Source organism: Paenarthrobacter sp. NPDC089714, assembly GCF_044748905.1.
GTDB lineage: Bacteria > Actinomycetota > Actinomycetes > Actinomycetales > Micrococcaceae > Arthrobacter.
Map to the genome: position 1 here is coordinate 174,144 of NZ_JBIVGX010000006.1, position 22,350 is coordinate 196,493.

Consider the following 22,350-nt stretch of genomic DNA (forward strand, 5'->3'; position numbering starts at 1 on the left):
CTTTGCCCCGCCGGAGGTTGACCGGCCTCCAACCGCCGAGGGCCGCCAACAGGAAACACTCCTGTTGGCGGCCCTTCGCCGTTAACGCATACGGCCCGGGCCGATTGCTTAGTGTTTGGTGCGGGGTGACTTTCCGGGCTCGTCGGGGGCCGCGCACTCGTCGCAAAAGACCCTCTCGGTTTCCTCACCGCAGCATTGGCAGCGGTGGATCAGTGCTGCTGTTTCAACTACATAGGCTGTCATAGCCTCAATAGTGCCGAGCGGGCCCACGGGGAACACGAGTAGCGTGTACTCGTCTTTTCGCTTCCGCCCCGGAACGACTACTTGGTTTCCTGCAGACTACTTGTTTTCCAGCAAGCCCATGCTGTGGGCAGCCGCCACGCCCATCCCCGGAAGACCGGCGTCGCCCGGCACGGCATCCTCGTCCAGGAAAGTGGCAAAACAGCGCCTGCAGGCGTACTGCCCGGGGGCCGCATGGCGGGAAGCCCAATGTGGGCCCGCCTGCGCGCAGCGGAAGCAGGCAGCATCCGAAAAGGACGCACCCTCCTCGTCCAGCCTCACCGTCACGGGATGAATCTTAGGCTAAACGCGACCCCGCGAACAGAGGTTCAGCGGCGGGGCTACTGCTTACCGTATTTCTTATGCACCGCTTGCTTGGACACTCCCAAGCACAAAGCAATGGCTTCCCAGGACAGGCCGGCTTGCCGGGCCGCCCGCACCAAGGATGATTCTGTCCTTCCGACTTCCTTCTGCAATTCGGCAACGGCGTACAGTGCCTCGGCGGGCCCCATTCCGTCCATCTGCCCAACAAGGGTTTTCATGCGTTCCACCTCCATCCGTCAACCATAGTTGACGTCAGACGTTGTCAACCATGGTTGACGAGCGTCCTCAGGCGAATGCCCTGAACATGGTGCGCTGGGGCCCTGAACTCCCGCCGAGGTAGCGTCCCCTGTCCACGAAGCCGGCCCTGGCGTACGCAGCCTTGCCGGCAGGGTTACGTTCGTTGACAGAAAGAACGACGCCGCCCTGGCCGCCATCCAGCCAGGCTGTCAGTTTTCGCGCTTCCTCCACAGCCGCCGCAGCAGCCGACCGGCCAATCCCCTGCCCCTGGCTTGCCGCATCGATCGCGAACCCCCTCAGCAACCACGCCGAATCGTCGTCTTCCCAGCCGGCGAGCCGCGCAGCACCACATTGAAGCGTCAAGACGCCCACAACCGCACCATTGGCCTCAATGGAAAACGGGAACTGCGACGCGTCCTCCAGGCCGGCGAGCATCATTCGGAGAGGGTCGCCAACGAACTCCCGCTGACCGGGTTGCAGGCTGAGCTCCGCAACGTCGCCCAAGTGAATGGCCCTGGCGTCGGCATCGATTGCCTTCAGCGGAATCAGCCACGCAACGCTCGTACCCCTTTGATCTTTATAGCTCATAACTCCAGTCTTTGCGTCATAATCGCGCACAGGTTCGGATTCCCGGCTAGGGTGGGTCCAGCCGCTCCCCTAGAGTTAGGAAACCCCGTAGATGAGCCAGCCGAACGTCATCCTCATCTGTGTGGACGAATGGCGGGGAGACTGCTTGTCTGCCGACGGGCACCCACACCTTGAGACACCCCACCTTGATGAACTTGCCAGGAACGGTGTGCGGTTCTCCAAAGGATACTCGGCCACTCCCTCCTGCGTCCCGGCGCGCGCCGCGCTCTTCACGGGGCAATCACAGGAGCGGCACGGACGCGTGGGCTACGACGACGGAGTGCCCTTCCACGCCGCACATCCGGTCACCGTCCAAGGCGAGTTCCGGAAGGCCGGCTACCACACGCAGGCCATCGGCAAGATGCATGTTTGGCCTGAGCGCTCCAGAGTGGGATTCGACGACGTCGTCCTGCACGACGGCTACCTGCACCACGCCCGGAAGGAACATCGGCAGCACTTTTCCCTGTTTGACGACTATGTGCCCTGGTTACGGAGGCAACCGGGAGTGCCGGCCGACGCCGACTACTTCGACCACGGCGTCAACTGCAACTCCATCGTGGCCAGGACATGGGACAAGGCCGAACACCTGCACCCCAGCCATTGGATTGGAACGCAGGCCATCGAATGGATGCAGCGGCGGGATCCGGTGAAGCCCTTCTTCCTGTACTTGTCCTTCCACCGGCCCCACCCGCCCTACGACCCGCCGTCGTGGGCCTTCGAGCAGTACCTCAACATCCCGCCCTACGAAACCGTGGAAGGCGATTGGGAACATCATTGGGACGACTTCCGGGCAGATGGAAACTACCAGGCAAGCTATGGACACATCCCGGACCGCGTGGTCCATCGGGCCCGGGCTGGCTACTTCGGGCTCATGGCGCAGATCGACCTCCAGGTCAACCGGATCAAGGAATCGTTGGCCGACTTCGGGCTGCTGGATGACACCATCATCGCTTTCACCAGCGACCACGGTGAGATGATGGGCGACCACCACATGTTCAGGAAGGCCGTGCCCTACGAGGGCTCCGCCCGGGTCCCGTTCATCATTGCGGATGCACCCAGTGCCGGAGGGTCCACGCGCGGCGCTGTGGTAGACCATGTGGTGGAACTCCGCGACCTCATGCCCACTCTTCTGGAACTGGCCGGGCTGCCCATTCCTGACAGCGTGGACGGCAAGTCCTTGGCAGCGCTTGTCCGTGGTAATGGCACCGGCCCGGTCCGCGACTGGCTCCATGGCGAACATGTCTACTGGAGCCAGAACCTGCACTGGCTCACCGACGGCCACTACAAATACATTTGGGGCTCGGGCAAAGGCACCGAAGAGTTGTTCAATCTCGACGCCGATCCCCAGGAACGCTGGAACCTCGCCGGGGATCCTGCCCACCAAGGCGACGTGGAACTCTGGCGGCATCGCCTGGTGGAAGCCTTGCGCCACCGCGAAGAAGGCTTCGTGGTTGGCGACAGGCTGGTCCCGGGCGCACCCGTGGTCTCCATTTTGCGGCACACCCGCGAGGCAATAGCTGCGGCTCAGGTCCCGTAGAACTTCTTTTCAAACACGCTCCGGGCACGTCGGCTCAAGCGCAGGTAGTCTTCCTCGAACTTGCCCGCGGTTCCCGGTGCATATCCACACCAGCGAGCCACCGCTTCCAGGTCGCGGCGCGACGACGGCAAGAGGTCCGAAGCCCGACCCGTCACAATCACGTTCGCCGACCGGATACGGCTGGCAAGCTTCCACGCCTGACGCAACAAACCGGCGTCGCCCTTTCCTATGAGGGCCAGCCGTTCGGCTGCGGCAAGTGCCTCCAACGTTGAGGTGCTCCGCAATTCCGGGTGCTTTCCAGCGTGTTGGAGCTGGATCAGCTGCACCAGCCACTCGACGTCGCTCAGTCCACCCCGGCCAAGTTTCACGTGGCGGGCAGGATCGGCCCCTCGAGGGAGTCGCTCGGATTCCACCCTTGCCTTGATGCGTCGGATCTCACGTACATCCTGCTCGGACAATTCGTCAGGGTACCTGATGGGATCGATAAGCCGGACGAAGTCCCGGGCGAGCTCGTCCGATCCGGCCATGGGCCGGGCGCGCAGAAGGGCCTGCGCTTCCCAAATCAATGACCACCGTCGGTAATACTCGGCATAGGAGTCCAGGGACCTGACCATTGCCCCGTTCTTGCCCTCCGGCCGAAGGTCGGCATCCACTTGCAGGACCCTCTCGGCCATGATGGCCGGCTTGAGTGGCTGGGTCAGGAGGCTTGAGATCCTGGCAACGATCGTCGTTGCCTGTTCCTGCGCTTCGGCGTCCGTAAACCCGGGACGTGCCCGATGCACATACATGACGTCCGCATCGGACCCATAGCCGATCTCACGCCCGCCCTGCCGGCCCATGGCCACCACCAGGACGTCGGTCTTCAGCGGTCCGGCATCGGTCACTGCTGCTTCCGCTACGTGCAGGGCACCCAGGACGGCTGCGCGGTCCGCTTCGGCCAGGGCCAGGCCCACAGCATCCTGGTCCAACAGTCCTGCGCTGTCTGCGATGGCCGTTCGAAGGATTTCACGCCGGCGGATCAGCCGGATGAGGCGCATGGCGCCTCCAGGATCCGGATGCCGCGAGAGCTTGGACTGGATTTCCTGCCACTGGGCGTCGAAGGGGATGGGGGCCAAGTCCTTGTCACTGCCCAGCCATGCCACTGACTCGGGCGAGACCTCCAACAAATCCGCAATCAGTCGGGAATTCGCCAAGACCTGGCACAGGCGTTCGGCTGCAGCCTGTGAATCCCGGAGCAGTCCCAGGTACCAGTGGGTGGTCCCCAACGCCTCACTGACCCGACGGAAGGCCAGCAACCCGGCGTCCGGATCCACGCCCTCGGCCAGCCAGCCGAGAAGGATGGGAAGAAGTTGGCGCTGCAGGGCCGCCCGACGGCTTACTCCGGCTGTCAGGGCCTCGATGTGGCGCATGGCGCCCTGCGGGTCGAGGTAGCCCAGGGCGGCAAGCCTGCCCTGCGCGGCTTCCGGGCTGAGCTTGGCATCTTCGCTGCTGAGTTTCGCCGCCGTGTTCAACAGGGGGCGATAGAAAATGCGTTCGTGCAGGTCCCGAACTGCACGTTTGGTCTTCTGCCAAGCGCCTATCAGCTGGTCCGGATGCGGCCGTTCGAGGGCGAACGGCCCCAGGACGGCTTTGGCCAGGAAACGCTGGGCGTCCTCGGCCACGGGCATGAGGTGGGTGCGGCGGAGCTGGAACAACTGGATCCGGTGTTCAAGGACACGGAGGTACCGGTACGCGTTATCGAAGGCTGCAGCGTCCACCCGCCCAATGTAGCCACCTGCGGACAAAGCGGCGATCGCCGAAGTGGTGTCGCGGCAGCGGAGGGACTCGTCGGACTTTCCGTGGACGAGTTGCAGGAGTTGGACGGTGAATTCGACGTCCCGCAGCCCACCCCGCCCCAACTTGATCTGGCGTTGTTCCTCGGCAGCAGGAATGTGGTCGGTCACGCGCCGCCGCATGGCCTGGACGGATTCCACAAATCCTTCGCGGCCGGCGGAAGCCCAGACAAGAGGCTGCACGGCTTCCTCATAGCGTTGGCCCAGGTCCCGGTCTCCCGCGATGGTCCGTGCCTTCAGGAGCGCCTGGAATTCCCAGCTTTCGGCCCATCTCGCGTAATAGCTCAGGTGCGAGGCGAGGGTTCGTACCAGAGGCCCTGACTTGCCTTCCGGACGCAGGTTCGCGTCCACCTCCCACAGCCCGGGTTCGGGTGCAAACGAGGAGATCGCCCTGGAAATACCGGAGGCCAAGGCGGTGCCTATCGTTGCTGCGCGGGCGTCGTCAAGATCCGCCGCCTCCATCACGTAGATGACGTCGACGTCGGAAATGTAGTTCAGTTCGCGGGCGCCGCATTTGCCCATGCCGATGACGGCCAGCCCGACGCCGGCAACCTCCTCGGCGTCGAACTGTCCTGTCGCTTCGGCCCGGGAGACGGCCAGGGCCGCCTCGATGGCTGCACCGGCCAGGTCAGCCAGTTCGGCCCCGACGGCCGGCATGAAGTCCTGCGGCGAGGCCGCGCACAGGTCCTTGATGGCCAGTTCGGTCAATCCCCGCCGGTACGCAGCGCGCAAGGCCGTATAGGCGGGTAGGCCGGTCAGGCCGGCAATGGGACGCAGCGAGCCGGGATCAGCTTTGACGGACCGCAGCAAGAGGGAACGCAGCTCGTCACTCGATGCGGAGAGGGGTTCCGGACTGACCTTGGTGTTGAACACGTCCAGGTGCTCGGGCCGGCGCATGAGGAACTCCCCCAACGCCTCCGACGCGCCGAGCAGCCGATACAGCGGCTCGCTGGTGTCCGGGTCCGCTGCAGCCAGCGTTTTCAGTCCGGGGTTCTTCTCGATGAGCCTCACCAGCGACTGCAAAGCAGTATCCGGACTGGCGGCCAGGGACAGGCCGCTGAACAAGGCTTCCTGTTCCAAGCCCTCAAGTTCCGGGGCAGCGAGGAACCGCTCCCCCTTCTCCAGGTCGCTGAATCCAGCCGAGATGAGCCGGCGTGCAAGGCTCACAGCGCCGCCTAGAGGATGCCGAGGTTGCGCTGCAGCTCGTAAGGCGTGACCTGCAGACGGTAGTCCTGCCACTCGGCGCGCTTGTTGCGCAGGAAGTGTTCAAAGACCTGCTCTCCCAGGATCTGCGCCACGAGTTCCGACTCTTCCATGGCGCGGATGGCGTCGTGCAGGCTGGCAGGCAGCGGAGCGTGACCCATGGCCTTCCGCTCGGCCGTCGTCAACGACCAGACATCGTCTTCGGCGGCCGCCGGGAGCTCGTAGCCTTCCTCGATACCCTTCAGACCGGCACCCAGGAGCACCGCGTAAGCGAGGTAGGGGTTGGTGGCAGAGTCGATGCCGCGGTACTCGATGCGCGCCGACTGCCCCTTGCCCGGCTTGTAGAGCGGGACGCGGACCAGGGCGGAACGGTTGTTGTGGCCCCAGCTCAGGTAGCTCGGCGCTTCACCGCCGCCCCACAGCCGCTTGTACGAGTTCACGAACTGGTTGGTGACTGCCGTGAACTCAGGCGCGTGCCGAAGGATGCCGGCAATGAACTGGCGGGCGGTCTTGGACAGCTGGAACTCGGCTCCGGCCTCAAAGAAAGCGTTGGTGTCGCCCTCAAACAAGGAGAAGTGAGTGTGCATTCCGGAGCCGGGGTGGTCCGTGAACGGCTTGGGCATGAACGTGGCATAGGTGCCCTGCTGCAGGGCCACTTCCTTGATGACAGTGCGGAAAGTCATGATGTTGTCCGCTGTCTGCAGCGCATCGGCGTACCGAAGGTCGATTTCGTTCTGGCCGGGGCCGCCTTCGTGGTGGCTGAACTCCACCGATATGCCTACTGATTCGAGCATGGTGACGGCAGTGCGCCGGAAATCCTGCGCAACTCCGCCCGGAACGTGGTCGAAGTAGCCGCCCTCATCCACGGGCACCGGGGCCCCGTCCGGGCCAAGATCCTTGGACTTGAGAAGGTAGAACTCGATCTCCGGGTGCGTGTAGCAGGTAAAACCCATGTCTGCGGCCTTGGCAAGGGTGCGCTTGAGGACGTTGCGGGGATCGGCAGCGGAGGGCTCCCCATCCGGGGTCAGCACATCGCAGAACATCCTGGAGGTCTGTTCGGTCTCGCCGCGCCACGGCAGGATCTGGAACGTCGAGGGGTCGGGTTGGGCCAGCATGTCAGATTCAAAGACACGGGCCAGGCCCTCAATGGCGGAGCCATCGAAGCCGAGTCCTTCCTCGAATGCACCCTCAACCTCTGCCGGCGCCAGGGCCACGGATTTCAGCGAACCCACGACGTCGGTGAACCACAAGCGTACGAAGCGCACGTCACGCTCTTCGATCGTCCGCAGAACGAACTCTTGCTGGCGGTCCATTGGGGCCTCTTTTCCGGTCGGTATCCACGCCGCACGGTTCCGTTCGGAAGGCGCGGCAGCTCAGCCTTCACTCTACTAAGCATTCGTGGCGAATGCCGCCGCAGGGACACCGCGTAACACAGCGTTTACAAATGGTGACGCTTGGCACATTGCTGGCAGCCCCCGCCGGCACGGCTTAGGCTCTATCCATGGCCCCAAGCAACCTTCCTGAGTCCAGCACCCCCGCCGAAGTTCCCGCCCCTTACGGGTCGGGTCCCGCCGCAGCCGCCCAAGCACCCTCCACGGACGCCAGGAAGCCCGTTTCCAAGGTACGGATCCACCACCTGCAGCAGGCCAAGGACAACGGCGGCCGCTTCGCCATGCTGACCGCTTATGAGCAATACACGGCGGAGATTTTCGACCAGGCCGGCATCGAAGTACTACTGGTAGGCGATTCAGCCTCCAACAATGTCTTCGGCAATGAGACGAGCCTTCCCGTCACGGTGGACGAATTGCTGCCCTTGTGCCGCGCCGTGAGCCGTTCCGCCAAGCGCGCCCTGGTGGTGGCCGATTTGCCTTTCGGCAGTTACGAGGTGTCCCCCGGACAGGCCGTAGCGACCGGGGTGCGCTTCCTGAAGGAAGGGCTGGCGCACGCCGTCAAGATCGAAGGGACCGCCTACTATGCCGAAACGGTCCGCGCCATGGTGCAGGCCGGCATTCCTGTCATGGCCCACATCGGATTCACCCCGCAGAGCGAACATTCCCTGGGCGGCTACCGTGTCCAGGGACGTGGCGACGATGCCCAACGGTTGATCGATGACGCCGTGGCCCTGCAGGACGCAGGAGCCTTCAGCGTTCTCATGGAGATGGTTCCTGCCGGGACAGCTGCTGCCGTTGACGCCGCCCTGAGGGTTCCCACCGTTGGCATCGGCGCCGGCAAGGACACCACGGGCCAGGTGCTGGTGTGGCAGGACATGGCCGGACTCCGTGGGGGCAAGATGGCAAAGTTCGTCAAGCAGTATGCCGATCTCCGCAGCACCCTGGGCCAAGCCGCCGCTGCCTACGGCGCCGATGTACGGTCAGGCCGGTTCCCAGGACCTGAGCACTCGTTCTAGTCGTCGTCCTGGGCATCCCAGGCTTCGTTGCGCTGCTTCACCTTTTCCAAGGCGTGCTCGGCTTCTTCGCGGGTTTTGTAGGGACCAATCAGCTGGGTCCAGTCGGACATGGCGTCCTCCTCGATCTGGTGCGTCTTGACGTTGTACCAGTACTCCGTCACGTCTCCTCCTAGCGTCAGTGGACTCTCCGTCGCGTAACGTTGGCGGGTCCTCTTGGAACCGGCACGCATTGTTACTTGCGTCTCGTGCCCGCCTTATATGATCAATCTATGCCTTCTCCAGTCTCCACCGCACCCATCGGCACGCTCGCTCCGGGAACCATCAGTCCCGAACTGCCGGTACCAGGGTCAATCGCCCGCCCCGAGTACGTCGGCAAGAAGGCCCCGGCCAAGTTCACCGGCTCGGAAGTCAAGTCGGCGGAGACCATCGAGAAGATCCGGATCGCTGCCAAAATCGCCGCCCAGGCGATCGTCGAGGTGGGCACGCACATCCAGCCGGGAGTGACCACGGACCAACTGGACAAGATCGGCCACGAGTTCCTCCTGGACCACAACGCCTACCCCTCGACCCTGGGCTACCGGGGCTTTCCCAAATCCCTGTGCTCCTCGCTGAATGAAGTGATCTGCCACGGCATCCCCGATTCCACGGTGGTGCAGGACGGCGACATCCTCAACATCGACATCACGGCCTTCATCAACGGCGTGCATGGCGACACGAATTACACTTTCCTGGTTGGCGACGTGGACGAAGAGTCCCGTTTGCTGGTTGAGCGTACGCAGGAGTCGCTCAACCGGGCCATCAAGGCCGTGGCCCCGGGCCGCGAAATCAATGTCATCGGCCGCGCCATCGAATCGTATGCCAAGCGATTCGGCTACGGCGTGGTTCGGGACTTCACCGGTCACGGCGTCGGAGAGGCCTTCCACACGGGCCTCATCATTCCGCACTACGATGCCGCTCCGGCGTACAAGACGGTGATCGAGACCGGCATGGTGTTCACCATCGAGCCCATGCTGACACTCGGCACCATCGAATGGGACATGTGGGCCGACGACTGGACCGTCGTCACCAGGGACCACAAACGCACGGCCCAATTCGAACACACCCTGCTGGTCACCGAGGCCGGCGCGGAAATCCTTACCCTTCCCTGAACTTCCCGGAAGGGGCACGCCGCTCCGGTGGCTGCGCCACGTCCAACCCTCCTGCCATGAACGGAATTGAATTGTCCACAAAGGATGAGAAGACCCACAAGAACCGCCCGCTGATCGGAATCGACATCGGCGGCACCGGTATCAAGGGCGGCATTGTCGACCTCAAGAAGGGCAAGTTGATCGGTGACCGCTTCCGCGTTCCGACGCCGCAGCCGGCCACACCCGAGGCAGTCGCCGAGGTGGTGGCCGAAATCGTGGAGGAACTCTCCAACCGTCCCGATGCACCCGCGGCAGACTCTCCCATCGGCGTCACTTTTCCCGGCATCATCCAGCACGGTGTGGTCCACTCGGCCGCCAACGTCGACAAATCCTGGCTGGACGCCGACATTGACAAGAAGTTCACGGAACGGCTTGGCCGTCCCGTCGAGGTCATCAACGACGCCGACGCCGCCGGCCTCGCCGAGGCACGCTACGGCGCAGGCGAAGGCGTTGACGGTACGGTCCTGGTCATCACCCTCGGCACGGGCATCGGCTCAGCCTTCATCTTCAACGGCACATTGGTTCCGAATGCCGAACTTGGGCACCTGGAAGTGGATGGCTTCGACGCCGAAACGAAGGCCTCGGCCGTGGCCCGCGAACGGGACGGCCTGAGCTGGGATGAATACGGGGTGCTCCTCAACCGATACCTGCAGCACGTCGAATTCCTGTTCTCGCCCGAGCTCTTCATCATCGGCGGTGGCATCTCCAAGCGATCCGACGAGTACTTCCCGCATTTGGAACTGCGCACGAAGATTGTCACGGCAAAGTTGAAGAATGACGCCGGGATCGTCGGCGCGGCCCTTGAGGTGGCCCTCCACCACAAGCTGGCCAAATAGCAGGCCGGCGTTCCGACGCCAGGCCGGACCGGTCATGGTCCGGGAAGAGTGCCGGTGGTGGCTGCGGCTTCCCCTCCGCTGCCACCACCGGAGTCAGAGTTGGCTCTTCTCGGAGCCTTTCGTGCCTTTGGCGGAGGACTTCGCGTGGGCCTCTGCTTCATGGCGAAGCAAAGAGATGGCCGATTCGAAGTCTTCCAGTGATTCGAAGGCCTGGTACACGCTGGCGAACCTGAGGTAGGCCACTTCATCCAGCTTGCGCAGCGGTCCCAGAATGGCCAGGCCTACCTCGTGGGCATCGATCTCAGCCGCACCCGACGAGCGGATGTTTTCTTCGACCTCCTGCGCCAGCATGGCGAGGTCGTCCTCCGTGACAGGGCGCCCTTGGCAGGCCTTCCGGACACCGCTGATCACCTTGATGCGGCTGAACGGTTCACCGACTCCCGAACGTTTGATCACGGACAAGCTGGTGGTTTCCACTGTGGTGAAGCGCCGGCCGCATTCCGGACATTGGCGCCTGCGGCGGATTGATGAGCCATCGTCAGCCATGCGGCTGTCCACCACACGGGAATCAGGATTCCGGCAGAACGGACAATACACGTTGGGCCTCCCTGATGGTTTCCGTTGACTGGCACCTGCCGCGCGGGAACGCAAAAGGTGCCGGAAGTTTCACTTCCGGCACCAGTTTACGTACGGTCATGCCCTAATGACAAGCGTGTAATTACTACATGTAGTGGTGGCCACCCGCATATGTAGTGGTTGCGGCCTTAGGCGAAGCGGATCTTCACCGCGTCACCGTGCCCCGGGAGATCCTCCGCGCCGGACAAGCTGACGATGTGGTTGCTGACCTGTTCCAGAGCCGACCGGTCGTAGTTGATGACCTGCACAGCCCGCAGGAAGGTCGTCACATTGAGCCCCGAGGAAAAAGCTGCGGTTCCGCTGGTAGGCAGCACGTGGTTGGAGCCTGCGCAGTAGTCCCCCAGGCTTACAGGGCTGTAGTCGCCCACGAAAATGGCGCCGGCATTGCGGATGCGCCCCGCAACAGCGGACGCATCCGCCGTCATGATTTCCAGGTGTTCCGCCGCGTAGGCGTTGCACACGGCGATTCCCTGTTCCAGGTCATCAACCAACACCACACCGGACTGCGGCCCCGAAAGAGCCTCGAATACACGGGCGCTGTGCTTGGTAGCTGCAGCGTGGCGGCCCAGTTCAAGCACGACGGCGTCGGCCAGCTCCGGGGAGTCAGTCACCAAGACGGACGCTGCTTTGGGGTCGTGCTCGGCCTGGCTCAGGAGGTCCGCAGCCACGAGCGGCGCTTGGGCACTGGAATCGGCCAGGATCGCAATTTCCGTGGTGCCGGCCTCGGAATCGATGCCTACCACGCCCTTGACCAGGCGCTTGGCAGTGGCAACGAAAATGTTTCCCGGACCGGTCACAACGTCGACGGGCTCAATCGGTTGTTCCGCGCCGTCGCCCGGGATGCCGTACGCAAATGAAACGATTGCCTGGGCTCCACCGATTGCATACACCTCCTCAATGCCGAGCAGGGATGCAGCAGCCAGGATGGTGGGGTGCGGGAGGCCGCCGAAGTCCTTCTGGGGCGGCGATGCCAAGGCAATCGACTGCACGCCTGCAGCAACCGCCGGGACAACGTTCATGATCACGGACGAGGCCAGCGGGGCCAACCCGCCCGGCACGTAAAGCCCCACCCTGCCCACCGGAATCCAGTTCTGGCTGACCACGGCGCCATCACCGAGGCTCACATCCACGTTGGCGGGCCGCTGGCGCTCGGCAAACTGCCGGGCACGGTTGATGGACTCTTCCAAGGCAGCGCGGACAGCGGGATCGAGCTCCGCCAGGGCACGGGCAATGGCCTCTGCCGGAACCCGCGGGTGCGACTGCTCAACGCCGTCGAAATTCCGTGCGAGATCGCCCAGTGCGGCGAAGCCGCGCCGGCGCACATCCGTGATGATGTCCAGGACCTTGCGCTCCGCGTCGGCCAACGTCTGATGCTGCGCCCGCGGAACGGCGGCCCGCAACTCCGCAAGCGAGAGCCGGCGGCCGCGGAAGTCGATGGTGCGGAAGTTCAGGGAATCAGTGGCGGGGGAAGCAGTATCCGAAGGAGTGGTCACCTGCCTATTTTACGGGCTTCCCGGAAAGAACCCCGAACAAGGCCAGGACGAACGTCATGAAGGCGGTAGCTCCGGGCCACAACAGGAGGACCGCATACGAACGGAGGGTGAAGCCATACTCGGGGCCAAGGGACGGATCCGGCGCCATGCCCCAGAGCATGGCCGCGAGAAGTCCTGCCAACCACGACAGGCACGCGCCGATCACACCACCCACCAAGGCAAAGGCCAGACGTCGGCCGGCCCCGTTTCCTTGAAGTTTGCCGTCCAGCACCAGTCCCACAACGCAGCCCGCGATAAGCATCAGGGCGGCAAGGACGAGGTCTCTCGGCAGCCAGGAATCGGGATTCGAGGGATTGGCCAACGCAGGATTGCCGGACAAGATGTTCAAGCCACCAGGGGCCAGTACACACCACAGGAGCCCCAGGACAAGGCCCGAAAGGCCGGGAACGGCAAGCCACAGCAGCTCCTTGGGCTGCATTGGGCGGCGAAGGGGAACTGCTTCTGTGTCAGCAGGAACATGGACTGCGGGCTCGGTCATGCAACTCACATTAACAAAGGTTCATGCTGGCTCATGAAAAAGGCCACTGCGGCCCCTCCGGGGAATACCCTGATGGAAGATGCCAGCCCAAGCACCCAGCGCAGGAGACCAGACCACCGTGGGAAGTGCAACACCCGGTTTCGAACAGACCTTCAGGGAAATGTTCCGCCGCCACGCCGCCGGAGTGGCCATTATTACGGCAAATCTCAACGGAAAGCCGTTCGGCTTCACGGCCACTTCCGTGGCGTCGTTGTCTGCCGAACCGCCGCGCTTCACGTTCAACATGGCCCGAAGCTCCAGCTCATGGCCGGCGGTGGCAAACGCCAATTACATCGGCGTCCATATGCTGGGCCTGGAAAACCAGGCCCTGGCCGACCGCTTCGCCCGCACCCGGGACCGGTTCGAAGGCGACCACTGGGAACCGGGCCCCCACGAAGTCCCCATCCTCAAGGACGTCACGGGATGGCTTGTTGGAAAGATCCAGATGCGGCTCTCCTTCGAGAACAACGCCGTGGTGGTTGTGGAGGTGGTGGACGGCCAGGTGGGCGACGACGGCACTCCCCTGCTCTACCACAGCGGCAGCTACAGCAAGCCAGCCCCCCTGGACTACGAAATCTAGCCCCCGGGCATGCCTAGTTGTCCAAGCAGGCGGGCCCCAGGAGGACCTTCAGGTCCCCAAAAAGGGATGGACTGGGGTTGACCCGCAAGTGAACCGGGAGTCCCATGACTTCCACCTTGGTGTCACCCATGAGCTTGAGCCTGACTTCCGAGTTTCCCCTGTGGGTCCTGAGGACGTCACGCAGGTCCGTCACCACGGTTTCCGTAGCCTTGAACGTTGGAATGGTGATGACCACGGGTCCGTTGACGCTCTCGCTCAGGTCCGGCACGGAGAGTTCCATGCAGTTCAGTGTGACCGCGCCGTCGTCACGGCGCTGCAGCCTTCCCTTGACCACCACGATCAAGTCTTCGGCCAGCACCGAAGCTATGGGTCCGTAGACCTGCCCGAAGAACATCACTTCCATCGAGCCGCCAAGGTCCTCGATTTCCGCCCGGGCATACGCATTGCCACTGGCTTTTGCAATGCGCCGGCTGAGTGAGGTGATCATGCCCGCGATGGTGACAATGGCACCGTCGTGCGGTCCGTCCTCGGCGATGATCGACGTAATGGACATTTCCGCATGCTGGCTCAGAACGCCTTCCAGGCCCTGCAACGGGTGGTCCGAAACGTAAAGTCCCAGCATGTCGCGTTCGAAGGAGAGCTTGTCCTTCTTCTCCCATTCGGGAAGATCCGGAATCTCCGTGCTGAGCGAAGCTTCAGGCTCCTGGTCCTCGAACCCGGCAAAAAGGTCGAATTGGCCGATCGCTTCGTTGCGTTTGAGCGTGATGACTGAGTCGATGGCCTCTTCATGGATCATGGCCAGGGCGCGACGGTGGTGTCCAAGGGAGTCGAACGCCCCGGCTTTGATCAGGGATTCAATGGTCCGCTTGTTGCACACAATCGCGGGGACCTTCATCAGGAAGTCCTTGAACGAGGTGTACGCACCCTCCGTGGCCCGGGCCGAAACCATGGCGTCCACGACGTTCACGCCCACGTTGCGGATGGCGCCCATTCCGAAGCGGATGTCCTGGCCCACCGGGGTGAAGTTCAGCGACGACTCGTTGACGTCCGGCGGCAGCACGGTGATGCCCATTCGGCGGCATTCGTTGAGGTAGATGGCCGACTTGTCCTTGTCGTCGCCCACGGACGTCAACAGGGCGGCCATGTACTCGGGCGCGTAATGGGCCTTCAGGTACGCCGTCCAGTAGGAGATGACACCGTACGCGGCCGAGTGGGCCTTGTTGAAGGCATAGTCCGAGAAGGGAAGGAGGATGTCCCAAAGAGTCTTGACGGCCTCCTGCGAATAGCCGTTGTCCTGCATGCCTTGCGAGAAGCCGGCGAACTGCTTGTCCAGTTCGGACTTCTTCTTCTTGCCCATGGCACGGCGCAGGATGTCTGCTTGGCCCAGGGAGTAGCCTGCCAGCTTCTGGGCCACGGCCATGACCTGCTCCTGGTAGACAATCAGGCCGAAGGTGCCACCAAGGATGTCCTGCAGCGGCTCTGCCAGTTCCGGGTGGATCGGGATGACATCCTGGATGCCGTTCTTGCGCAACGCATAGTCCGTGTGGGCGTTGGCGCCCATGGGACCAGGCCGATACAGCGCGAGCACGGCGGAGATGTCTTCGAAGTTGTCAGGCTTCATCAGCTTGAGCAGCGACCGCATGGGACCGCCGTCGAGCTGGAACACGCCCAAGGTATCGCCGCGTGCCAGGAGCTCGTAGGACGCCGCGTCGTCGAGTTCGAGGTTTTCGAGGTCCAGGTCGATGTCCCGGTTCATCTTGATGTTCTCGAGGGCATCCGAAATGATCGTCAGGTTTCGAAGACCCAGGAAGTCCATCTTGATGAGGCCAAGGCCTTCGGACGTCGGATAGTCGAACTGGGTAATGACCTGGCCGTCCTGGAAACGGCGCATGATGGGGATCACGTCGATGATCGGGTCCGAGGACATGATGACGCCCGCTGCGTGAACGCCCCACTGACGCTTCAGCCCTTCAATGCCCAAGGCCGTTTCGAAGACCTTGGCGGCCTCGGGATCGGTGGCAACGAGCTGGCGGAAATCGCCCGCTTCACCGTACCGCTTGGCCTCAGGGTTCTGGATGTCGGCCAGCGGGATGTCCTTGGCCATGACGGCAGGCGGAAGCGCCTTGGTCAACTGCTCACCCATGCTGAAGGGGTATCCGAGCACGCGCGATGAGTCCTTCAACGCCTGCTTGGTCTTGATGGTGCCGTAGGTGACGATCATGGCCACACGCTCGTCGCCATACTTCCTGGTCACATAATCGATGACTTCCGAACGGCGCCGATCGTCGAAGTCGACGTCGAAGTCGGGCATGGACACACGGTCAGGGTTGAGGAACCGTTCGAAGATCAGGCCGTGCCGCAGCGGGTCCAGGTCCGTGATGCGCATGGCGTAGGCCACCATGGAACCGGCACCCGAACCACGGCCGGGACCCACGCGGATTCCGTTGTTCTTGGCCCAGTTGATGAAGTCGGCAACCACCAGGAAGTAACCCGGGAAGCCCATGGACGTGATGACTTCGAGCTCGTAGTCGGCCTGCTTGCGGACGTTGTCCGGAATACCTTGCGGGTACCGGTATGCAAGCCCCTTGTCCACTTCCTTCACCAGCCAGGACGTCTCGTCTTCGCCCGGCGGGCAGGGGAACCGCGGCATGAAGTTGGCGTCCGTGTTGAAGGACACCTCGCACCGCTCGGCGATCAGGAGGGTGTTGTCGCACGCATCGGGGTGGTCGCGGAAGAGCTCGCGCATTTCCTGCGGCGACTTCAGGTAGTAGCCGCTCCCGGAAAAAGCGAACCTGGAGCCGCCGTTGTCATAAGTGGGCTCAAGGAGTGTGGAACCTGACTGGATGGCGAGCAGTGCCTCGTGGGCCTTGGCATCATGCTCGTGCGTGTAGTGAAGGTCGTTGGTGGCAACCAGCGGGAGGTTCAGGTCCTTGGCCAGGCGGAGGAGGTCACCGGTGACCCGCCGTTCGATGTCCAGGCCATGATCCATCAGCTCGCAAAAGTAGTTCTCGGCCCCGAAAATGTCACGGAACTCTGCGGCGGCCTCAACCGCTTCACGGTACTGGCCCAGGCGCAGCCGGGTCTGGACTTCACCTGACGGGCAACCCGTCGTGGCAATGAGTCCTTCGGAATAGGTGTTCAGGAGTTCGCGATCCAGCCGCGGCCACTTGCCGAACACGGAATCCAGCGAGGCGATGGAGGAGGCCCGGAACAAGTTCCGCATGCCCACGTTGTTGTAGCTCAGCAGGGTCATGTGCGTATAGGAGCCACCACCGGAGACATCGTCCTTGCGCTGGCTCTCCTCGCCCCAACGGACGCGTTCCTTGTCCCCGCGCGCAGTTCCCGGTGTCACATAGGCTTCAACGCCGATGATCGGCTTAATGCCCTTGTCCGTGGCTTTGCGCCAAAAATCGAAGGCCCCGAAGAGGTAACCGTGGTCCGTCGTCGCCAGGGCAGGCATGCCCAACCGTTCCGTTTCATCGAACAGCTCGCCCAGCCGGGCTGCTCCATCCAGCATGGAGTATTCGGTATGGGTATGCAGGTGGACGAACGAATCATTGCTGGAAGTCACCCGGACAGTCTACCGTCCAAGCACGGACAACACCCGGAGGTAGCACCGGACCGGGCGGGCAGCCGCATGCTCAGGCAGCGCCGCTGGCCAGAAGATCCAGGGCGTACTGCAGGTCCGCCGGATAGTCGCTGGTAACCACTGTCCATTCCCCCGTGCGGGGATGCGTGAAACCCAATTGACGCGCGTGCAGCCATTGCCTGGTCAGGCCAAGGGTGGCAGCCAGCCGCGGATCTGCTCCGTAGGTGAGGTCGCCCGCGCAAGGATGCCGGAGAGCGGAAAAGTGCACGCGGATCTGGTGGGTCCGGCCCGTTTCCAGGTGGACTTCCACCAGCGTGGCTTTGCCGAACGCTTCAAGCACCTCGTAATGGGTCACGGAGGGCCGTCCATCCTCCACCACGGCAAAACGCCAATCGTGCCCCGGGTGCCGGCCGATCGGAGCATCGATGGTCCCTTCAAGCGGATCCGGAAGACCCTGGACCACGGCGTGATAGACCTTGTCCACGGTCCGTTCCTTGAAGGCACGCTTCAGCAGCGTGTAGGCGTGCTCTGTCTTGGCGACGACCATGACGCCGGAAGTACCGACGTCGAGCCTGTGAACGATGCCCGCCCGTTCCGGTGCCCCCGACGTGGAAATCCGATAGCCGGCGCCGGCCAATCCCCCTACCACTGTGGGGCCCACCCACCCGGGTGAGGGGTGCGCAGCAACCCCCACCGGCTTGTCGATGACGACGAAATCCTCGTCATCCAGCAGGATCTTCAGGCCTTCCACAACTTCCTCCACCACTTCCAGGGGATCCCGACGCTCCGGAACCACTACATCCAGCACGGCACCGGCAACCAGCTTGGCGGACTTGCCCAGCGCCGTTCCGCCGCTGGTGACATGCCCCTCGGCAATCAGGAGGGCGGCGGCGGACCGGGAAATATCCAACAACCTTGCCAAGCCGGCGTCCGCCCTGGCGCCCGCCAGTTCTTCCGGTACAACCACCGAGTCACTCACCGGCAGCTTCCCCCGTCCCACCCTTGGCGGGCTTTGGCTCGGCAACGTGCCGCTTGCCATCCATGCCGATGCCCCGCAGGGTCAGGAGGCAGATAATCACCACTCCGGAGACCACCGCGGAGTCGGCAATATTGAAGATCGCAAAATTCGGCAGCTGGATGAAGTCCACCACGTGGCCCATGGCGAACGACGGTTCACGGAAGAGCCGGTCGGTGAGGTTCCCCAACGCGCCGCCAAGGAGCAGTCCGAGGGACAGCGCCCACCACGCCGAGCCCAGCTTGCGAAGCTGGAACAGGATGGCCACGGACACCGCGGCCATGACGATCGTGAAGATCCAGGTGACGTTCTCGCCAATGGAGAAGGCGGCTCCCGAGTTCCTGATGTAGTACCAGTGCAGGAGGGGCGGAAGCACGGGAATCCGCTCGCCTTCGGTCATGGTGCTGGTGACCCAGAGCTTGGTGAGCTGGTCGAAGGTGTAGGCAAACACGGCAAAGCCCGCAAAGAGCCAGAGCATGGCGGGGCGCCACTTGCGCTGGACAGGAGGAGCCGGCCGGGATGCGCCGTCAGTGATGTCGTCGGTCATAAGGCTTTCATTCGTGATCCATGCGGGAGCTGCCAAGGCCTTAACAGCAAAAGCCGGTGGCCGAGGAGTCCTCAGCCACCGGCTTTCAGAATACTTGCTAAACGTCAGCGGTTGCTTCGCCAACCTCAGGGGCGGCAACGGAACCACGGGCGTCGAGGTCGCGCAACTGGCCCTCGATGTAAGCCTTCAGGCGGGAGCGGTAGTCGCGCTCGAAGCCACGGAGCTGCTCAACCTTGCGTTCAAGGACAGAACGCTGCTGCTCGAGGGCACCGAGGATCTTGCGGGACTTCTCCTGTGCATCGTTGACCAAGCTGGAGGCCTCGATCTGGGCCTCGGCAATGATCTTGTCCTTCTGCTGGGCACCGTCCGCCACGTGCTTGTCGTGCATCTGCTGTGCCATGGCCAGCAGGCCTGCAGCAGACTCGGCCGAGGCCGTGTGGGTGTTGGCGGCGGGAGCCGGGGCCTTGGCAGCTTCAGCGGCCGCAGCGGCGGCGGCAGCCTGCTCTGCTTCCTTCTTCTTGGCGGCTTCGGCAGCCTTGGCTTCCGCTTCAGCCTTGGCTTCTGCTTCCTTGTCCGCCTTGGCCGGAGCCGGAACCTTCTCGACGACCGGGGCCGCTGCAGTTGCCGCAGGCATGGCCGAACCAGCTTCGCCGAGCTTCTTGCGGAGCTCGTCGTTCTCCTGGTTCAGGCGACGCAGTTCAACCACGATCTCGTCGAGGAAGTCATCCACCTCGTCCTGGTCGTAGCCTTCGCGGAACTTAGTCGGCTGAAAGCGCTTGTTGACAACGTCTTCTGGCGTCAAAGCCATCTGGTCACCTCGTTGGTCTAGTTAGTCAGTAGGCCTTCCGGCCGTTCAAAACTACGGTACCTAAATATCATCTTGTTCCTCCAATTCAACACCATCGTGTTGATTTGGCGAATTTGCGGGCCTCGTCCATTAGGACATACGGCTCCGCTCCCTGCTAAGCGAGGCCGTTGGTCACCGCCATGGCGATGCTAACGGCAATTATCAGGATCAGGAACCCCAGGTCCAGCGAGATTCCGCCCAGTTGCAAGGGAGGGATGAGCCTCCTCAAGCGCTTCAGTGGCGGATCCGTCACTGAATACACCACGTGCGCTGTTACCAAAGCCACACCACGGGGCCGCCACTGACGGGCGAACATCTGCACCCATTCAAAGATCAACCTGATGATCAGAGCAATGAAAAACAGCAACAACACAATATAGATAAGGCCGAAAACAATGCCCACGAGTTAGCTCAGATCTCCCACTTGTTCCGGAATGCCGATCGGTCCCTACTATTGCAACACAGATGCCAGGCGGGATGACCCGCCTGGCATCTAAAAATAAAGATCGTTCTCAGCTCTGGTTGAAGAAGCTCGCCTGCGATTCGCTGGCCTTCTTGTCATCACCGATGACTTCCACATACGACGGCGAGAGGAGGAACACCTTGTTGGTGACCCGCTCGATGCTGCCATGCAGGCCAAACACCAGGCCAGCGGAGAAGTCGACCAGCCGTTTGGCGTCCGCCTCCCCCATGTCAGTGACGTTCATGATGACGGGGATGCCGTCCCTGAAGCTCTCACCAATGAGCTTGGCGTCATTGTAGGAACGGGGATGGACGGTGGTGATCTGCCTCAAGCCGGAGGCATCTTCGCGGCTGGAGGCCGCACGCTTGATGGGTGTCACGGGTGCGCGGTATTCCTCTTCGGCGTCAACTGTGGGCATTTCACGGACAACTTCCCGGACCGGGGCAGGAGCTCGGCGCTCTTCCCGTTCCTGCGGCTGGGGGCGTTCTTCTTCGTGGTGCGCGACGGCCTGCTCAGATTCGTAGTGTTCATCGCCGTCGGCGAGCCCAAGATAGATCATTGTCTTGCGCAGAGCGCCAGCCATGGTGCACTCCTATCGTTTCTGCAGTAGGCGGGCCGCCATGACCTGACGTAGTTGGAACCCCGGCCCGTCATTCCAATACTTTGACGCTACCCCACGGCTGGACGTGAACCGAGAATATCGGAGCCTATTCTCAGGTGTGTCGCTCCGAATTTGATGGCGGATTCCAGATCCTGGCTCATCCCCGCCGAGATCGCCGCCGCGTCCGGATGCTGGACCCTCAGCTGGGCCGAGACCGCCGCCAACCTTTCGAAGGCCGATTCGGGTTCCGCCCCCAGGGGTGCGACAGCCATCAGGCCGGCGAGCCTCAGCCCCGCGGACCGGCCAATGGCTTCCGCGATGGCCTCCACGTCGCTTGGCCGCGCGCCACCACGGTGGGCTCCGGCGTCGTCCTCAAGGCTGACTTGGATAAAGCACTCAAGGTCAGCCCGACCGGTAGCCTCCCGCTCCCTGGCAATCGCTTTTTCGAGGGCGGACACCAACTGGATCCGGTCAATGGACTGGACGGAGCTTGCGTACTTGGCCACCGACTTGGCCTTGTTGCTTTGGAGTTGGCCAATGAAGTGCCAGTCAAGGTCCAGATCGGTCAACTCCGCGGCCTTGGCAGAAGCTTCCTGGTCCCGGTTCTCGCCAACATCCCGGACGCCAAGCGCCGCCAGCCTGCGGACATCCGCCGCCGGATGGAACTTGGTGACCACAATCAACCGGGGCCGGTCTGTGCGTCCGGCTGCGGCGGTGGCTGCATCAATCCGTTGCGCCACCGACTCCAAGCGCCGGGCGAGGACCAAGCTGCGGTCGTCAGACGCTGAAGGTGGAACAGCGGCGGCGGGTTCAAAGCTTGTCATGCGTCCACACCAAACCTGCGAATCGACCGGTTCGGGAATCCCGCCGGTATGAGAAAAGGGCCTCGTTCTCCAAAGTGCACCCGCCCGAGTACCTGACCACCACTCCAAGGTCCGCCAATTGCGCCCGGACAGCAGCAGGAAGGTCCAGGGCAGGGGTCCCCCAGGACGTCTCCGACCAACTTGCCGGTGCAAGACGGCCAACGTCGGCGCGGAGGTCCTCCGGGACTTCGTAGCATTTTCCACAAATCGACGGCCCCAACCAGGCTTCGATGGCGCGTGCACCGTTGCGGCGCATGTGCTCGACAGTGGCAGGCACAACGGCCGCGGCAACCCCGGGTCGACCCGCGTGGGCAACAGCAAGCACAGGATCATGCGAGTCCGACTCACCCAGGAGGACGACCGGTACGCAGTCGGCAACCATGACCGCCAAAGGCTGTGCCGGCCCAGTTCCGGCTACCGATACCATGGCATCGGCCGTGGGGCCGGGACCATAGCCGGAAACCACGGCGACGTGGTTCCCGTGCACCTGGTTCATGTACTGGAAGCGCGGTCCGCCCGGATTGGCTGCTGCCTCCAGGCGGATCCGACGCTCTTCCACGTCTCCCGGGTCATCCCCTACATGGAGCGCCAGGTTCCCGGCACCCATGTCCGTGAAGGCGACGGAGACACCGGGACGTACTTCATTGCGCCACCAAAACACCTGGCGTTG

The 22,350-nt window shown here is 63.1% G+C and carries 22 protein-coding genes; 5 read left to right on the forward strand and 17 right to left on the reverse strand.

What is annotated here, in order from left to right; all coding sequences use genetic code 11:
• Positions 1-339 precede the first annotated feature (339 nt).
• The 3 genes from ACIPY3_RS12895 to ACIPY3_RS12905 are packed head-to-tail and all read right to left on the reverse strand — an operon-like array spanning position 340 to position 1,428.
• Complete coding sequence (locus ACIPY3_RS12895) at positions 340-567, reverse strand: hypothetical protein (protein WP_400334614.1); 228 nt, start codon at positions 565-567, stop codon at positions 340-342.
• Positions 568-620: 53 nt separating this feature from the next.
• Positions 621-836, reverse strand: coding sequence for an AsnC family protein (locus ACIPY3_RS12900; RefSeq protein WP_397322859.1), 216 nt, complete (start codon positions 834-836; stop codon positions 621-623).
• Between the two features lie 52 nt (positions 837-888).
• Positions 889-1,428 carry a GNAT family N-acetyltransferase gene (locus tag ACIPY3_RS12905; protein WP_400334616.1) on the reverse strand — a complete coding sequence of 180 codons (540 nt, stop codon included), beginning with the start codon at positions 1,426-1,428 and terminating at the stop codon, positions 889-891.
• Between the two features lie 91 nt (positions 1,429-1,519).
• Between ACIPY3_RS12905 and ACIPY3_RS12910 the strand changes: the two genes are divergently transcribed.
• A complete protein-coding gene (locus tag ACIPY3_RS12910; protein WP_400334618.1) occupies positions 1,520-3,004 on the forward strand; it encodes an arylsulfatase in 1,485 nt (494 codons plus the stop codon).
• Here the strand turns inward: ACIPY3_RS12910 and ACIPY3_RS12915 are convergent.
• Both ACIPY3_RS12915 and glnA read right to left on the reverse strand, forming a co-directional pair.
• Complete coding sequence (locus ACIPY3_RS12915; protein WP_400334620.1) at positions 2,992-6,003, reverse strand: bifunctional [glutamine synthetase] adenylyltransferase/[glutamine synthetase]-adenylyl-L-tyrosine phosphorylase; 3,012 nt, start codon at positions 6,001-6,003, stop codon at positions 2,992-2,994. The genes ACIPY3_RS12910 and ACIPY3_RS12915 overlap by 13 nt on opposite strands.
• An 8-nt stretch (positions 6,004-6,011) precedes the next feature.
• Positions 6,012-7,352, reverse strand: a complete 1,341-nt coding sequence (gene glnA, locus ACIPY3_RS12920) for a type I glutamate--ammonia ligase (protein ID WP_397322864.1) — start codon at positions 7,350-7,352, stop codon at positions 6,012-6,014.
• A 188-nt stretch (positions 7,353-7,540) separates the two neighbouring features.
• Here glnA and panB point away from each other — a divergent pair, with 188 nt between their 5' ends.
• On the forward strand, positions 7,541-8,446 hold the full coding sequence (gene panB / locus ACIPY3_RS12925) for a 3-methyl-2-oxobutanoate hydroxymethyltransferase (RefSeq protein ID WP_400334622.1): 906 nt from the start codon (positions 7,541-7,543) through the stop codon (positions 8,444-8,446).
• Here panB and ACIPY3_RS12930 read toward each other — a convergent pair.
• Positions 8,443-8,607 (reverse strand): SPOR domain-containing protein, encoded by a 165-nt coding sequence (locus ACIPY3_RS12930; RefSeq protein WP_387438536.1) that lies wholly within the window; start codon positions 8,605-8,607, stop codon positions 8,443-8,445. The two genes, panB and ACIPY3_RS12930, sit on opposite strands and share 4 nt — an antisense overlap.
• A 108-nt stretch (positions 8,608-8,715) precedes the next feature.
• On the opposite strand from ACIPY3_RS12930, the gene map reads away from it, so the two are divergent.
• Positions 8,716-9,594, forward strand: a complete 879-nt coding sequence (gene map, locus ACIPY3_RS12935; RefSeq protein WP_400334623.1) for a type I methionyl aminopeptidase — start codon at positions 8,716-8,718, stop codon at positions 9,592-9,594.
• Positions 9,595-9,650: 56 nt separating this feature from the next.
• Positions 9,651-10,469, forward strand: coding sequence for a polyphosphate--glucose phosphotransferase (ppgK, locus tag ACIPY3_RS12940; protein ID WP_400334624.1), 819 nt, complete (start codon positions 9,651-9,653; stop codon positions 10,467-10,469).
• A 93-nt stretch (positions 10,470-10,562) separates the two neighbouring features.
• Here the strand turns inward: ppgK and nrdR are convergent, their stop codons facing one another.
• From nrdR to ACIPY3_RS12955, 3 genes are all read right to left on the reverse strand, one after another.
• Positions 10,563-11,066: a transcriptional regulator NrdR gene (nrdR, locus tag ACIPY3_RS12945; RefSeq protein WP_400334626.1), complete on the reverse strand. Its 504-nt coding sequence runs from the start codon at positions 11,064-11,066 to the stop codon at positions 10,563-10,565.
• A gap of 167 nt (positions 11,067-11,233) precedes the next feature.
• Positions 11,234-12,598 carry a histidinol dehydrogenase gene (hisD, locus tag ACIPY3_RS12950; protein ID WP_400334628.1) on the reverse strand — a complete coding sequence of 455 codons (1,365 nt, stop codon included), beginning with the start codon at positions 12,596-12,598 and terminating at the stop codon, positions 11,234-11,236.
• 4 nt (positions 12,599-12,602) lie between these two features.
• A complete protein-coding gene (locus ACIPY3_RS12955; RefSeq protein ID WP_400334630.1) occupies positions 12,603-13,136 on the reverse strand; it encodes a hypothetical protein in 534 nt (177 codons plus the stop codon).
• 79 nt (positions 13,137-13,215) lie between these two features.
• On the opposite strand from ACIPY3_RS12955, the gene ACIPY3_RS12960 reads away from it, so the two are divergent.
• Complete coding sequence (locus ACIPY3_RS12960) at positions 13,216-13,755, forward strand: flavin reductase family protein (RefSeq protein WP_400334632.1); 540 nt, start codon at positions 13,216-13,218, stop codon at positions 13,753-13,755.
• A 13-nt stretch (positions 13,756-13,768) separates the two neighbouring features.
• On the opposite strand, the gene dnaE is transcribed toward ACIPY3_RS12960, so the two are convergent.
• From dnaE to ACIPY3_RS13000, 8 genes are all read right to left on the reverse strand, one after another.
• Positions 13,769-17,326, reverse strand: a complete 3,558-nt coding sequence (dnaE, locus tag ACIPY3_RS12965; protein ID WP_400334634.1) for a DNA polymerase III subunit alpha — start codon at positions 17,324-17,326, stop codon at positions 13,769-13,771.
• 70 nt (positions 17,327-17,396) lie between these two features.
• Positions 17,397-18,323, reverse strand: a complete 927-nt coding sequence (locus ACIPY3_RS12970; RefSeq protein WP_400271637.1) for an RluA family pseudouridine synthase — start codon at positions 18,321-18,323, stop codon at positions 17,397-17,399.
• Complete coding sequence (lspA, locus tag ACIPY3_RS12975) at positions 18,316-18,906, reverse strand: signal peptidase II (RefSeq protein ID WP_400334636.1); 591 nt, start codon at positions 18,904-18,906, stop codon at positions 18,316-18,318. The genes ACIPY3_RS12970 and lspA overlap by 8 nt, the downstream gene beginning before the upstream one ends.
• Positions 18,907-19,003: 97 nt before the next feature.
• Complete coding sequence (locus tag ACIPY3_RS12980; protein WP_400334638.1) at positions 19,004-19,714, reverse strand: DivIVA domain-containing protein; 711 nt, start codon at positions 19,712-19,714, stop codon at positions 19,004-19,006.
• A gap of 154 nt (positions 19,715-19,868) precedes the next feature.
• Positions 19,869-20,156, reverse strand: a complete 288-nt coding sequence (locus ACIPY3_RS12985) for a YggT family protein (protein ID WP_397322878.1) — start codon at positions 20,154-20,156, stop codon at positions 19,869-19,871.
• A 109-nt stretch (positions 20,157-20,265) separates the two neighbouring features.
• Positions 20,266-20,799: a cell division protein SepF gene (locus tag ACIPY3_RS12990; protein ID WP_397322879.1), complete on the reverse strand. Its 534-nt coding sequence runs from the start codon at positions 20,797-20,799 to the stop codon at positions 20,266-20,268.
• An 86-nt stretch (positions 20,800-20,885) separates the two neighbouring features.
• A complete protein-coding gene (locus tag ACIPY3_RS12995; protein ID WP_400334640.1) occupies positions 20,886-21,641 on the reverse strand; it encodes a YggS family pyridoxal phosphate-dependent enzyme in 756 nt (251 codons plus the stop codon).
• Complete coding sequence (locus ACIPY3_RS13000) at positions 21,628-22,341, reverse strand: polyphenol oxidase family protein (RefSeq protein WP_400334642.1); 714 nt, start codon at positions 22,339-22,341, stop codon at positions 21,628-21,630. Before ACIPY3_RS13000 ends, ACIPY3_RS12995 begins: the two co-directional genes overlap by 14 nt.
• Positions 22,342-22,350 lie beyond the last annotated feature (9 nt).